The 14,339-nt window shown below is 67.3% G+C and carries 8 protein-coding genes; all 8 read left to right on the top strand.

From position 1 onward, the window contains the following. The first annotated feature begins 40 nt into the window (after positions 1-40). The 8 genes from G6016_RS02530 to G6016_RS02565 all read left to right on the top strand — a co-directional run bounded on the left by G6016_RS02530 (position 41) and on the right by G6016_RS02565 (position 14,090). Positions 41-826: an Rv1363c family protein gene (locus tag G6016_RS02530; RefSeq protein ID WP_182631136.1), complete on the top strand. Its 786-nt coding sequence runs from the start codon at positions 41-43 to the stop codon at positions 824-826. 20 nt (positions 827-846) lie between these two features. Beyond that, the gene (locus tag G6016_RS02535; RefSeq protein ID WP_182631137.1) at positions 847-1,566 is read left to right on the top strand and encodes a hypothetical protein; all 720 of its coding nucleotides are present in this window, start codon (positions 847-849) and stop codon (positions 1,564-1,566) included. 454 nt (positions 1,567-2,020) lie between these two features. Continuing rightward, on the top strand, positions 2,021-5,527 hold the full coding sequence (rpoB, locus tag G6016_RS02540) for a DNA-directed RNA polymerase subunit beta (RefSeq protein ID WP_182631138.1): 3,507 nt from the start codon (positions 2,021-2,023) through the stop codon (positions 5,525-5,527). 136 nt (positions 5,528-5,663) lie between these two features. After that, on the top strand, positions 5,664-9,623 hold the full coding sequence (locus G6016_RS02545; protein ID WP_182631139.1) for a DNA-directed RNA polymerase subunit beta': 3,960 nt from the start codon (positions 5,664-5,666) through the stop codon (positions 9,621-9,623). A gap of 211 nt (positions 9,624-9,834) precedes the next feature. After that, positions 9,835-11,208 (top strand): glycosyltransferase, encoded by a 1,374-nt coding sequence (locus G6016_RS02550; RefSeq protein WP_182631140.1) that lies wholly within the window; start codon positions 9,835-9,837, stop codon positions 11,206-11,208. Further along, a complete protein-coding gene (locus G6016_RS02555) occupies positions 11,202-11,921 on the top strand; it encodes a class I SAM-dependent methyltransferase (RefSeq protein ID WP_182631141.1) in 720 nt (239 codons plus the stop codon). Before G6016_RS02550 ends, G6016_RS02555 begins: the two co-directional genes overlap by 7 nt. A 60-nt stretch (positions 11,922-11,981) precedes the next feature. Beyond that, the gene (locus G6016_RS02560) at positions 11,982-13,151 is read left to right on the top strand and encodes a glucosidase family protein (protein ID WP_338403482.1); all 1,170 of its coding nucleotides are present in this window, start codon (positions 11,982-11,984) and stop codon (positions 13,149-13,151) included. Positions 13,152-13,226: 75 nt separating this feature from the next. Then, the gene (locus tag G6016_RS02565) at positions 13,227-14,090 is read left to right on the top strand and encodes an LLM class F420-dependent oxidoreductase (protein WP_182631142.1); all 864 of its coding nucleotides are present in this window, start codon (positions 13,227-13,229) and stop codon (positions 14,088-14,090) included. Positions 14,091-14,339: the final 249 nt, after the last annotated feature.

Genomic DNA, 14,339 nt, shown 5'->3' on the forward strand with positions numbered 1-14,339 from the left:
CGATGATCCGGCCCGCCGCGCATCCGGTACCGTCGCCGCCATGAGTTCGGGGGAGAAAAGCGCTAAAGCAAGCGCCGATGACGCTGACACCGGCATAGGCGGTAGCGAGGACCGTAAGCACACCCTGCTGATGGTGTTCGCCGCCATCGTGTTGGTTGCGGGTCTGGTCGCTCTCGTCGTGTTCGGGCTGCAGTACCGGCAGGCGCGACAGGACCAGGACACCGCCAACCAGCGTGACGAGATCGTGCAGGTGGCCACGCAGGTCGTGGAGAACGCGTTCAGCTTCGACTACCGCAACGTCGACGAGTCGCTGCAAAAGCTGGCGGATTCGTCCACGGGCACGTTCCTCACGGAGCAGGAGCAGTGGGCCGAGGACGTGCGGACCCGCGTGACGGAGCAGAAGGCCGTCACCACGGCCAACGTCTCCTACTCCGCGGTCGAGGAGATGAATCTCGATGCGGGCGACGCGGCCGTCATCCTGGTCTTCACCGCTCACTCCGAGCGGGAGGGGCAGGAGGACATCACCGGCCGTCAGGCGATGCGGGTCGATCTGACCCGGGTCGACGGCCAGTGGAAGGCCGACGCGGTCAACCAGGTCGGTGTGACGGTCCCGGTCGGCCAGTCCAGTGAGTCCGTGCAGGATATCGAGCTCCCGGATCCCGATGAGCTCTCCGGCGAGACCGGATCGGGGAGCCAGGGCTCCGGTGATGCCGACGATGACGCCGACGCCGAAGACACCGATGCCGGCGATGACGCCGACGACGACACCGCCGAGGGGGAGGAGTCGACCACCGCGCCGGCCCCCACCACCTCCGGCGGACGCTGAGGAAGGGCAGGGATACCCGGATGCCACCCATCAAGAGGAACCAGAAGCCGTCCCAGACGCCCTCGACGCGCCGCCTCGCCGGCCACACGGGCCCCGTCCGCCCGGGGAGCGGCGGGTCAGCGGAGAGCGCGCCCGATCCGGTCTCCACGCCCAAGAGAAAAAGAAGGGGCGACGACGACAAGACCGGAGCCCGGCGAACCGCCACCGGGAGGTCGACGGTCGCCGGTGACGGGTCGTCTCGTCGTCGTCCCGGCAAAAAACTCGCCTACGCGATGCTGGCCGTCGGCGTGGCGGCAGGCGCGGCGGGCGGATTCCTGGCGACCGAACCGGGCGTCGATGTGCCCAATCAGGCCTTCGTCGACCGCGCGGCGACCGACGAGGTCCTCACCGCGGCGATCTCGAACGTGCAGCGACTCGTGTCGATCGACTACGAGACGCTCGACGAGTACCACGCGTCGCTGGGGGAGTTCCTGACCCCCAACCTCGTCGAGGAATTGGACAAGAACTGGCCGGCGCTGCGGGACTCTTACGAGCAGTCCGCGACGACCGTCGACGCGCGCGTCACCGAGGCCGGCGTGGCCTACCTCGAGGGCGATCGCGCGGAGGTGCTTCTGGTCCAAGAGGTCTCGATGGAACGCGAAGGCGCCGCCGCGGGCAGCACGACCGGCACCTACCAGGTCGGACTCGACAAGGTCAACGGCGTGTGGAAGCTGTCCCGGATCCCGGATCTGCCCTCCTGACCAGGTAATTTCGGCTGCGATGGTGGAGTTTCCGGGCTGCAGAAGGCTGTGGATCTGAGACTGTCCGCGCCAAATCCTTGACGAACGGGCGCGGACCCGTCACCCTTTAGGGGCATCGGGCGTGAAGCGAGAAGCCTCGCCCGGGTGCGACGTCCCGACCGGGAGCCGATGAGGCGAGAGCCACGAGGGCAACCAGCGCAGAGACGGACGCCGCGCCACACATGCCGACAGCCTCCGGGGCTCTTCCCGTCGAGGGCTGGACACAGGCGCCCGTATCGACTAGATTAGGTCGTTGCGCTGGCTGCTATTTGCCCTTAGTTTCGTCATTGATGGCCCCGACCCGGTCTGACCGGGCATTTTCCGGGCCTAAACTTCATGGCGGACACGGGTGGATACCCGTCGGCGGACCGCTCGCAGATACATCTGTGGTCACCGCCCGTGGTGATCACGTGAGGTGCTGGAAGGACCCATCTTGGCAGTCTCCCGCCAGACCACGTCAGTCTCCACCGTCCCCGGTGCGCCCCGGAGAGTTTCGTTCGCGAAGCTCACCGAGCCGTTGCCGGTTCCGGGGCTGCTCGACCTCCAGACGGAGTCGTTCGAGTGGTTCATCGGGTCGGAGGAGTGGCAGAAGGAGGCCGCCTCGCGCGGCGTCACCAACCTCGAGGGGGGCCTGGAGTCCATTCTCAAGGAGATCTCCCCGATCGAGGACTTCTCCGGCTCCATGTCGCTCTCGTTCTCTGAGCCGTACTTCGAAGAGGTCAAGGCCTCGATCGAGGACTGCCGCGAGAAGGACCGCACCTACGAGGCGCCGCTCTTCGTCACCGCCGAGTTCGAGAACACCGAGACCGGCGAGATCAAGTCCCAGACCGTCTTCATGGGTGATTTCCCCATGATGACCGACAAGGGCACCTTCATCATCAACGGCACCGAGCGGGTCGTCGTCTCCCAGCTCGTCCGCTCGCCGGGCGTGTACTTCGACCGCTCGCGCGACAAGTCGACCGAGCGTGACGTTCACGCGGTCAAGGTCATCCCGTCGCGCGGTGCGTGGCTCGAGTTCGACGTGGACAAGCGCGACACGGTCGGCGTCCGCATCGACCGGAAGCGTCGCCAGTCCGTCACCGTGCTGCTCAAGGCGCTCGGCTGGACCACCACCGAGATCAAGGAGCGCTACGGCTTCTCCGAGATCATGATGTCCACCCTCGAGAAGGACACGGTCGAGGACACCGACCAGGCCCTGCTCGAGATCTACCGCAAGCTGCGTCCGGGCGAGCCGCCGACCCGCGAGTCCGCCGAGGCCCTCCTGGAGAACCTCTTCTTCAAGGAGAAGCGCTACGACCTGGCCCGCGTGGGCCGCTACAAGGTCAACCGCAAGCTCGGTCTGCCGGACCCGGAGGGCGACGCCACCACCACGCTCACGCGTGAGGACATCGCCGCCACCATCGAGTACCTCGTGCGGCTCCACGCCGGCGAGAGCTCGATGCAGATCGAGGGCGGCCGTGAGGTCCCCGTCGAGGTTGACGACATCGACCACTTCGGTAACCGTCGCCTCCGCACCGTCGGTGAGCTGATCCAGAACCAGGTCCGTGTCGGCCTGTCCCGCATGGAGCGCGTCGTCCGCGAGCGCATGACCACGCAGGACTCCGAGGCGATCACCCCGCAGTCGCTCATCAACATCCGGCCCATCACCGCGGCGCTGAAGGAGTTCTTCGGAACCTCCCAGATGTCGCAGTTCATGGACCAGAACAACCCGCTGTCGGGCCTGACGCACAAGCGTCGTCTCTCGGCGCTGGGCCCCGGCGGCCTGTCGCGTGAGCGCGCCGGCCTCGAGGTGCGAGACGTCCACGCGTCGCACTACGGCCGCATGTGCCCGATCGAGACCCCTGAGGGGCCGAACATCGGTCTCATCGGTTCGCTCTCGGTGTACGCCCGCGTCAACCCGTTCGGCTTCATCGAGACCCCGTACCGCCGCGTCGTCGACGGCGTCGTCACCGACCAGGTGGACTACCTGACGGCCGACGAGGAGGACCGCTACGTCGTGGCGCAGGCCAACTCCGAGCTCTCGCCGGAGATGACCTTCGTCAACGACCGCGTCCTGGTGCGTAAGAAGCATGGTGACGTCGAGGTCGTCGAGGCCGCGGACGTCGACTACATGGACGTGTCGCCGCGCCAGATGGTCTCCGTCGCCACCGCGATGATCCCGTTCCTCGAGCATGACGACGCCAACCGTGCCCTCATGGGTGCGAACATGCAGCGTCAGGCCGTGCCGCTGGTGCGGTCCGAGTCGCCGCTCGTCGGCACCGGCATGGAGCTGCGTGCCGCCGTCGACGCCGGTGAGGTCATCGTCAACAACCGCGCCGGCATGGTCGAGGAGGTCTCCGCGGACTTCATCACCGTCATGGACGACGACGGTGGCCGCGAGACCTACCGCCTGTCGAAGTTCGCGCGCTCCAACCAGGGCACCTGCTCCAACCAGAAGCCGATCGTCGACGAGGGAGACCGCGTCGAGGCCGGCCAGGTTCTTGCTGACGGACCCTGCACCGAGGACGGTGAGATGGCCCTGGGCAAGAACCTGCTCGTGGCGATCATGCCGTGGGAGGGCCACAACTACGAGGACGCGATCATCCTCTCGCAGCGCCTGGTGGAGGAGGACGTCCTGACGTCCATCCACATCGAGGAGCACGAGATCGACGCCCGCGACACCAAGCTGGGCGCCGAGGAGATCACCCGCGACATCCCCAACGTCTCCGACGAGGTCCTCGCGGACCTGGATGACCGTGGCATCGTGCGCATCGGCGCCGAGGTCCGTGACGGCGACATCCTGGTCGGCAAGGTCACCCCGAAGGGCGAGACCGAGCTCACCCCGGAGGAGCGTCTGCTCCGCGCGATCTTCGGCGAGAAGGCGCGCGAGGTTCGCGACACCTCGCTCAAGGTGCCCCACGGTGAGTCCGGCAAGGTCATCGGTGTCCGCGTGTTCTCGCGTGACGACGAGGACGATCTGCCCCCGGGCGTCAACGAGCTGGTCCGTGTCTACGTGGCGCAGAAGCGCAAGATCCAGGACGGCGACAAGCTCGCCGGCCGCCACGGCAACAAGGGCGTCATCGGCAAGATCCTCCCGGCGGAGGATATGCCGTTCCTGCCCGACGGCACGCCCGTGGATATCATCCTGAACACGCACGGTGTCCCGCGTCGTATGAACATCGGCCAGATCATGGAGACCCACCTCGGTTGGCTGGCCAAGGCCGGCTGGGAGGTGCCGCGTGAGGCGGACGGCTCCCTGCCCGAGTGGGCCGCCAAGCTGCCGGAGCAGATCCACCGCGTCGAGCCCGACACGAACACCGCCACCCCTGTGTTCGACGGTGCCGCGGACACGGAGATCACCGGCCTGCTGGGTCACACGCTGCCGAACCGTGACGGTGAACGGATGGTCCAGGGTGACGGCAAGGCGACCCTCATCGACGGTCGCTCCGGTGAGCCCTTCCCGTACCCGGTGGCGGTCGGCTACATGTACATCCTGAAGCTCCACCACCTGGTGGACGACAAGATCCACGCCCGGTCCACGGGCCCGTACTCGATGATCACCCAGCAGCCGCTCGGCGGTAAGGCCCAGTTCGGTGGCCAGCGCTTCGGTGAGATGGAGTGTTGGGCCATGCAGGCCTACGGCGCGGCGTACACGCTGCAGGAGCTGCTGACCATCAAGTCCGACGACGTCGTGGGCCGCGTGAAGGTCTACGAAGCGATCGTCAAGGGCGAGAACATCCCGGAGCCCGGTATTCCGGAGTCCTTCAAGGTCCTCCTGAAGGAGCTGCAGTCGCTGTGCCTGAACGTCGAGGTGCTCTCCAGCGACGGGCAGGCCGTCTCCCTCGGCGAGGGTGACGACGACGATCTCGACCGCACCGCCGCGAACCTGGGGATCAACCTCTCCCGCGACGAGTCCTCCGCGGCCGACGAGCTGGCGCAGTAAGTAGGCGGGCGGGGGAGGCCGAGAGGCCTTCTCCGCACCGCACCCGAAGAATTCAGTTCCACCACGGCGGGCCCCGCACACGGCCCCACCAGCCCCAGAGGGCCCGCCATCATCCCACCCGGGAAAGGACGCCTACGTGCAGGACGTCAACTACTTCGACGAGCTGGTCATCAGCCTCGCCACCGCCGAGGACATCCGTAACTGGTCCTACGGCGAGGTCAAGAAGCCGGAGACCATCAACTACCGCACCCTCAAGCCGGAGAAGGAGGGCCTGTTCTGCGAGAAGATCTTCGGCCCCACCCGGGACTGGGAGTGCTACTGCGGTAAGTACAAGCGTGTCCGCTTCAAGGGCATCATCTGTGAGCGCTGTGGCGTCGAGGTCACCCGCGCCAAGGTGCGTCGTGAGCGGATGGGCCACATCGAGCTGGCCGCGCCGGTCACCCACATCTGGTACTTCAAGGGCGTTCCGTCGCGCCTGGGCTACCTGCTCGACCTGGCGCCCAAGGATCTCGACAAGATCATCTACTTCGCCGCGTACGTCATCACCGATGTCGACACCGAGCTCCGCCACAACGAGCTCAGCACCCTCGAGGCCCAGGTCGTCGAGGAGCGCAAGATCATCGAGGACGAGCGCGACTCCGACATCGAGGCCCGCGCCAAGAAGCTCGAGGCCGACCTGGCCGAGCTCGAGGCCGAGGGTGCCAAGGCCGACCAGCGCCGCAAGGTCAAGGACGGCGGCGAGAAGGAGATGAAGAAGATCCGCGAGGCGGCCCAGCGCGAGCTGGATCGACTCGAGGAGATCTGGTCCACCTTCACCAAGCTCGACGTCAACCAGATCATCGTCGACGAGGGCATCTACCGCGAGCTCGACGACCGTTTCGGGGAGTACTTCTCCGGCGGCATGGGCGCCGAGGCGATCCAGTCGCTCCTGGAGAACTTCGACCTCGAGGCCGAGGCGGAGGCCCTCCGGGACGTCATCCGCAACGGCAAGGGCCAGAAGAAGATCCGCGCCCTCAAGCGACTCAAGGTGGTCTCCGCCTTCCTGCAGTCGGGTAACCACCCGGCCGCGATGGTGCTCGGTGCCGTCCCGGTGATCCCGCCGGAGCTGCGCCCCATGGTCCAGCTCGACGGTGGCCGTTTCGCGACCTCCGACCTCAACGACCTCTACCGTCGTGTGATTAACCGCAACAACCGTCTCAAGCGACTGATGGACCTCGGTGCTCCCGAGATCATCGTCAACAACGAGAAGCGGATGCTGCAGGAGTCCGTGGACGCGCTGTTCGACAACGGTCGTCGCGGCCGGCCCGTTACGGGCCCGGGCAACCGCCCGCTCAAGTCGCTGTCCGATCTGCTCAAGGGCAAGCAGGGCCGCTTCCGTCAGAACCTGCTCGGTAAGCGCGTCGACTACTCGGGTCGTTCCGTGATCGTCGTGGGTCCGCAGCTCCAGCTGCACCAGTGTGGCCTTCCCAAGCTGATGGCGCTCGAGCTGTTCAAGCCGTTCGTCATGAAGCGGCTGGTGGATCTCAACCACGCCCAGAACATCAAGTCCGCCAAGCGGATGGTCGAGCGTCAGCGTGACCAGGTGTGGGACGTTCTCGAAGAGGTCATCGCCGAGCACCCGGTGATGCTCAACCGTGCACCCACGCTGCACCGTCTCGGCATCCAGGCGTTCGAGCCCCAGCTCGTCGAGGGTAAGGCCATCCAGCTGCACCCGCTCGTGTGTGAGGCCTTCAACGCCGACTTCGACGGTGACCAGATGGCCGTGCACCTCCCGCTGTCCTCGGAGGCACAGGCCGAGGCGCGCATCCTCATGCTCGCCTCGAACAACATCCTGTCGCCGGCGTCCGGTCGTCCGCTCGCCATGCCGCGACTCGACATGGTGACCGGTCTGTACTACCTGACCCGCCTCGACGAGGGGTCCACGGGTTGTTACGTGCCGGCCAGCGAGAACGAGCCGGCGCAGGGCGTCTACTCGACCCCGGCCGAGGCCATCATGGCCGTCGACCTGGGCGTACTGGACATCCACGCCCCGGTGCAGATGCGGCTGTCGCAGCAGCGTCCGTCCGCCGAGATCGAGGCCGAGCAGTTCCCCGACGGCTGGACCGCCGGCCAGGAGTGGACGACTGTCACGACCCTCGGCCGTGTCATGTTCAACGAGCTGCTCCCGGCGGACTACCCGTTCGTCAACGAGCAGATGCCGAAGAAGCGTCAGGCCGTCATCATCAACGACCTGGCCGAGCGCTACCCGATGATCGTCGTGGCGCAGACGGTGGACAAGCTCAAGGACACAGGCTTCTACTGGGCCACCCGCTCGGGCGTGACCATCGCCATGTCCGACGTGCTCGTGCCGCCGGCCAAGCAGGAGATCCTCGCCTCGTACGACGCCAAGGCCGCGCGCCTGGAGTCGCAGTTCGACCTCGGCAAGATCACCGACGAGGAGCGCAAGAGCGACCTGGTCAAGCTCTGGCAGGAGGCCACCGACGAAATCGGTCAGGCCATGGAGGCGAACTACCCGGACACCAACCCGATCCCGACGATCGTCAAGTCGGGTGCGGCGGGCAACATGACCCAGATCCGTGCACTCGCGGGCATGAAGGGTCTGGTCACGCGTCCGAACGGCGAGTTCATCCCGCAGCCGATCAAGTCCTCGTTCCGCGAGGGCCTGACCGTGCTCGAGTACTTCATGAACACGCACGGTGCCCGTAAGGGTCTGGCCGATACCGCCCTGCGTACCGCCGACTCGGGCTACCTCACCCGTCGACTGGTCGACGTCTCCCAGGACGTCATCGTCCGCGAGACCGACTGTGGCACCAACAAGGGTGTCGAGACGGTCATCGCCCGTCCGGTCATGGATGCCCAGGGCAACCCGACCGGTTCACTCGAGCGCGACGAGCACGTCGAGACCTCGACGTTCGCCCGTACCCTCGCCGAGGATGCGGTCGACGCCGCCGGAACGGTCATCGTCTCGGCCGGCACCGACCTGGGCGATCCGACGATCGAGGCGCTCATCGAGGCCGGCGTGGAGAACGTCAAGGTCCGCTCGGTCCTGACCTGCACCACCGGTACCGGCGTGTGTGCGACCTGCTACGGCCGCTCGATGGCCACCGGCCAGCTGGTGGACATCGGCGAGGCCGTCGGCATCGTCGCCGCCCAGTCGATCGGTGAGCCCGGCACGCAGCTGACGATGCGAACGTTCCACCAGGGTGGCGTCGGTGACGACATCACCGGTGGTCTGCCGCGTGTCCAGGAGCTGTTCGAGGCCCGTGTCCCCAAGGGCAAGGCCCCGATCGCCGAGGAAGCCGGACGCATCCGCCTCGACGAGGAGGAGCGCTTCTACACGATCACGATCATCCCGGACAACGGGGCGGACGAGATCGTCTACGAGAAGCTGTCCAAGCGTCAGGGCCTCGCGCACATCGACCTCGACGATGGTTCGTCGCGGCCGATCGCCGACGGTGACCACCTCGATCGCGGTCAGTCGCTCCTCGAGGGGCCGGCCGATCCGCACGAGGTCCTCGCGATCCTCGGTACGAACGGCGTCCAGAAGCACCTCGTCGACGAGGTGCAGAAGGTCTACCGCTCGCAGGGCGTGTCGATCCACGACAAGCACATCGAGGTCATCGTCCGCCAGATGATGCGCCGCGTCGCCATCAGCGAGTCCAACAGCACCGAGTTCCTGCCCGGTGCCCTCGTCGAGCGCGCCGAGCTCACGGCGGAGAACCGTCGCGTGCTCACCGAGGGCGGCTCGCCGGCCTCCGCGCGCCCGGTCCTCATGGGCATCACGAAGGCCTCGCTCGCGACGGACTCGTGGCTGTCGGCCGCCTCCTTCCAGGAGACCACTCGCGTGCTCACCGACGCCGCCATCAACAAGCGGTCGGACAAGCTCGTCGGTCTCAAGGAGAACGTCATCATCGGTAAGCTCATCCCGGCGGGTACCGGTATCAACCGCTACCGCAACTCGACGGTCGAGCCCACCGAGGAAGCACGCGCAGCCGCGTACTCCATCCCGGATTACGGCGACGGCTTCTACGGCCCCGAGGACGGATTCAGCGACGCCACCGGCGCCTCGGTCCGTCTGGACGACCTGGGGTACTGATAGCCGGGTGGGCGTCCACTAGTCGCCCACCTGCACTATCGCCATCAACGGACCCCCGAGCACAGCCCGTGCTCGGGGGTCCGTTGCGTCACCCCGGCCGCATTCCGGCCAAATAGCGAACGTGTTCTAGACTTGACCGATGTGCCCACGGCCGCACCGCACGTCAGTGCGGGTCGACCGGGGACCGTTGACCGGAAGGAGACGATCGACTGTGCGGATCGCACTGCTGTCGTACAGGAGCAAGCCACACGGCGGTGGGCAGGGCGTCTACGTCCGCCATCTCAGCCGGGAGCTGGCAGCACTGGGACACACCGTCGAGGTGTTCTCCGGACAGCCGTACCCCGAACTCGACGCCGGGCCGACACTGACGAAGATCCCGAGCCTCGACCTGTACAACGACGCCAATCCCTTCCGGACACCGCACCCGCGGGAGATCCGCAACTGGATCGACGTGCTCGAGGTCGTCACCATGTGGACCGCGGGGTTCCCGGAGCCGCGGACCTTCAGCCTCCGCGCCGCCCGCACCCTGGGGGACCGGCTCGCTGACTTCGATGTAGTTCACGACAACCAGTGCCTCGGAAGCGGCCTCCTCAAACTGGAGGAGGCCGGATTCCCGGTGGTGGCCACCGTGCACCACCCGATCACCCGCGACCGCGAGCTGGCCATGAAAGAGGCGCCGCTGCGCAAGAAGCTCACCACGTGGCGCTGGTTCGGTTTCCTGGGGATGCAGATCAAGGTCTCCCGCAAGCTCCAGGAGATCATCACGGTCTCCTCGAACTCGGCCGACGACATCGTCACGGACTTCGGCGTAGATCCGGACCGCATCGTCACCATCCCGCTCGGCGTCGACACCGACCGCTTCCACGAGCGGCGTGACCGGGAGCCGGGCCGGCTCGTGTGTGTGGCCAGCGCGGATCAGCCGCTCAAGGGAGTGCCGATCCTCCTCCGTGCACTGGCCAAGGTCCGCGAGGAACACCCGAACGCGCGACTGACCCTGGTCTCCAAGCTCAAGCGCAAGGGCGAGGCCGCGAAACTCCTCGATTCCCTCGGGTTGCGCGATGCGGTCGACCTGGTGAACGGGGTCGACGACGACGAACTCGCCGACCTTGTCGGAACCGCTGAAATCGCGGTCGTCCCGAGCATGTACGAGGGATTCTCGTTGCCTGCCGTGGAGGCGATGTCCAGCGGCTGCGCGCTCGTCGCGACGCGGGCGGGGGCTCTTCCCGAGGTCGTCGGCTCCGACGATTCCGCGGCGCGGCTCGTCGAGCCCGGGAACGTGGACGAGCTGGCCCGTCAGATCTGTGCTCTGCTGTCCGACCCAGAGGAACGTCGAAGGCTGTCGGAGGGTGGCCGCGCACGGGTCATGGAGCGCTACAGTTGGGCAGCCGTAGCGCGGCGGACCGTCGAGGTCTATCAGGCGGCCATCGCACGGGTCCGTGGAGAGAAGCTCCCGGGCTTCACCGCCGGACCGGTCATCGGACCGGATCAGGCCGAGATCGACGAGCACGTCAACGCTGACGTGCCCGAGGTACTGCCGGGGACCGGCGAGTACGACATTCGCGAGCAGGAGGACGCCGCATGCTGACCGCTGATTTCGACCGTCTGGGGGTCACCCCGGGCATGCGAGCCATCGACGTGGGTGCCGGCCTCGGGCGACACACCTTCGAGCTCTACCGGCGTGGAGCCGACGTCACCGCGTTCGACCAGAACGTAGACGAAATGCAGCAGGTCTCCGACATGCTCGGCGCGATGGAGGCCGAGGGCGAGGGCCTGCCGACGTCCAAGGGTGAGGCCGTCACCGGTGACGCCCTCGCGATGCCGTACGACGACGCCACGTTCGACCTGGTGCTCATCTCCGAGGTGCTCGAGCACGTCCCGGAGGACACCAAGGCCATCGCCGAGCTGGTCCGCATCCTCAAGCCGGGTGGCGTCGCCGCCGTGACCGTGCCCCGTGAGTGGCCGGAGAAGCTGTGCTGGAAGCTTTCGGACGACTACCACTCCAACCCGGGCGGGCACTGCCGCATCTACACGGCGGAGGAGCTGGGCTACAAGCTCCGCGCCGCGGGCCTGGAGGTCACCGGCACCGGTTTCGCCCACGCGCTGCACGCCCCGTACTGGTGGCTCAAGTGCGCGGTGGGCACCGAGAACGACGAGCACCCGCTGCCGAAGGCGTACCACAAGCTGCTCGTGTGGGACCTCATGAAGGGGCCGTGGGTCACGCGGACCGCCGAGAAGCTCCTCAACCCGGTGATGGGCAAGTCCATCGTCTTCTACCTGCGTAAGCCCGCGGAGGCCTGATCGACCGTGCAGCCCCAGAGCAACGGTTCCGCGCGCCCTGTGACCGTCGGCGACGTCGTGATCGGTGACGTCCGGGCTCGGCAGCGGCTCGTCCCCAGTGTCCCGGGAGTCCTGGACGAGGCCGAGGTACGGGCCACCGGCGAATGGATCGCCTCGGTCCAGAAGCCCAGCGGTGAGATCCCGTGGTTCACGGGCGGACACACGGACCCGTGGGACCACGTCGAGTCCGCGATGGGGCTGACCGTCTCCGGCCAGTGGGAGGCGGCGCGTCGGGCGTTCGGCTTCCTGCGGGACACCCAGCGGGCCGACGGGTCGTGGCCGATCAAGTGGCAGGACGGCGAGATCGCCGACTCGGACACCGACACCAATTTCTGCGCCTACATCGCGGTGGGCCTGTGGCACCACCACCTGGTCACCGGCGCCCGCGATTTCCTGGAGTCGATGTGGCCGACTGTGCGCAGCGCCCTCGATCTGGTGCTGACCCACCAGGGCCCCCAGGGGCAGATGTGGTGGGGCTCCAGCCCGCGCGGGTTCTGCGACGAGGCACTGATCACCGGATCGTCGAGCATCCACCACGCGCTGCGCTGCGGGGTCGCGATCGCGAATGAACTCGGCCACAGCGCCCCCGAGTGGGATCTGGCCGCGGATCGACTGGGGCATGCCCTCCGCGCACATCCGGAGTTGTTCACGCCCAAGACCGAGTTCTCGATGGACTGGTTCTACCCGGTGCTGACCGGGGTGATGGTGGGGGAGCAGGCCCAGCACCGCATCGACGAGCGGTGGGACGACTTCGTGGTGGACGGCCTCGGCATCCGGTGCGTCGACCACCGGCCGTGGGTCACCGGCGCCGAGACGTGCGAGTTCGTGCTCGCCCTCGAGGCGGCCGGCAGGCACGAGCAGGCGTTGGAGCAGTTCACCAACATGCAGCACCTGCGTGAGGCCGACGGCTCCTACTGGACCGGGCTCGTCTACGCGGACGGCAAGCGCTGGCCCGTGGAGCTGAGCACCTGGACCGGGGCCGTGGTGCTGCTGGCCGCGGACGCGCTGTCCCGCACCACACCCGGGAACGAGATCTTTCGCTACGTCTCCACGCACACGATGAAGCGGCTGAAGTCCGTGCCCGGTGATCCGGCCACCTGCTCGGCCGACACCGCGACCGAGTGCGTCCCGGACGCCTCGACGAACAGCGAGGTGGACGAGGTCCGCCCGTCAGAGTTCTCCGTGCGATAGTCTTTCCCCATCCGCCGATGGACACCTGTCTGGTCAGGTGTCGGACGAAGTGGAGACAGGCACGAGGGAGAGCTAATGGAATTCGGACTGACCCTGTTCACCAGCGACCGGGGCATCCGGCCGACCACGGCAGCCGTTGCCGCCGAGAAGGCGGGCTTTACCGCCTTCTACGTGCCCGAGCACACGCACATCCCGGTTCGCCGCGACGCCGCCCATCCGGGTACCGGCGGTGCCGAACTGCCCGACGAGCGCTACTGCCGCACCCTGGACCCGTGGGTCGCGCTGGGCGCGGTCGCGGCCGTCACCTCGACGATCCGCCTCGGAACGGCCGTGTCGATCCCGGTGGAGAGCGACCCCATCACGCTCGCCAAGACCATCGCCTCGGTAGACCACCTCTCCGGCGGCCGCACGGTCCTCGGCGTGGGCTACGGCTGGAACCTGGACGAGATGGCCGACCACAACGTGCCGCCGAAGCGCCGCCGGACGATGCTGCGCGAATACCTCGAAGCAATGCGGGAACTGTGGACCCACGACGAGGCCGAATTCCACGGGGAGTTCGTGGATTTTGGCCCCAGCTGGGCATGGCCCAAGACCGTCCGCAAGCCCGGCCCGCTGACCCTGGTCGGGGCGGCCGGCAACGAGAAGAACTTCAAGTGGATCTGCCGAAGCGCGGACGGCTGGATGACCACCCCGATCTCCGAGGACATCGCCGGCAGCGTCCGCATGCTCCGCGAACTGTGGGCCGAGGCCGGCCGCGAGGGCGAGCCGTACATCGTCGTCCTCGACGGCAAGCCGGTTCCCGAGAAGATCGATATGTACCGCGAGCTCGGAGTACACGAACTCGTCTATGGCACCCCGGACAAGTCCGAGGAGGAGGTGCTCGCGTACATCGAGCGTCTCGCCGGCAAGCTGGGACTCGACGCCAGCGCCAGCGCCTGACACGGAGGCGGCCCGTCCGCGAGTTGCGAACGGGGCCGGCGGCGCGGGGTACGGGGCGCGAGACACGGCCCGCGGCTGGCGCGGCTTTCGACCGGGTCGGCACATCCCGGCAGCGAGAATGGCGGACCGTGTCTACGCACGGCCTCGCACTGAGCCGCACCCCGGAAGGGGCGGGCAACGGTAGCGTCGGGATATGGACACATCTGGATCGGGCAACCCCGTCGTCGTCGTCACCGGGGCCGGAGGCGG

Origin of the sequence: Dietzia aerolata (genome assembly GCF_014144865.1) — a bacterium.
Lineage (GTDB): Bacteria > Actinomycetota > Actinomycetes > Mycobacteriales > Mycobacteriaceae > Dietzia > Dietzia aerolata.

What these genes read in the sequence shown, in the direction of transcription:
- G6016_RS02530 (WP_182631136.1), top strand. Translation starts at nt 41, where the DNA reads ATGAGTTCGGGGGAGAAAAGCGCTAAAGCAAGCGCCGATGACGCTGAC.
- G6016_RS02535 (WP_182631137.1), top strand. Translation starts at nt 847, where the DNA reads ATGCCACCCATCAAGAGGAACCAGAAGCCGTCCCAGACGCCCTCGACG.
- G6016_RS02555 (WP_182631141.1), top strand. Translation starts at nt 11,202, where the DNA reads ATGCTGACCGCTGATTTCGACCGTCTGGGGGTCACCCCGGGCATGCGA.
- G6016_RS02565 (WP_182631142.1), top strand. Translation starts at nt 13,227, where the DNA reads ATGGAATTCGGACTGACCCTGTTCACCAGCGACCGGGGCATCCGGCCG.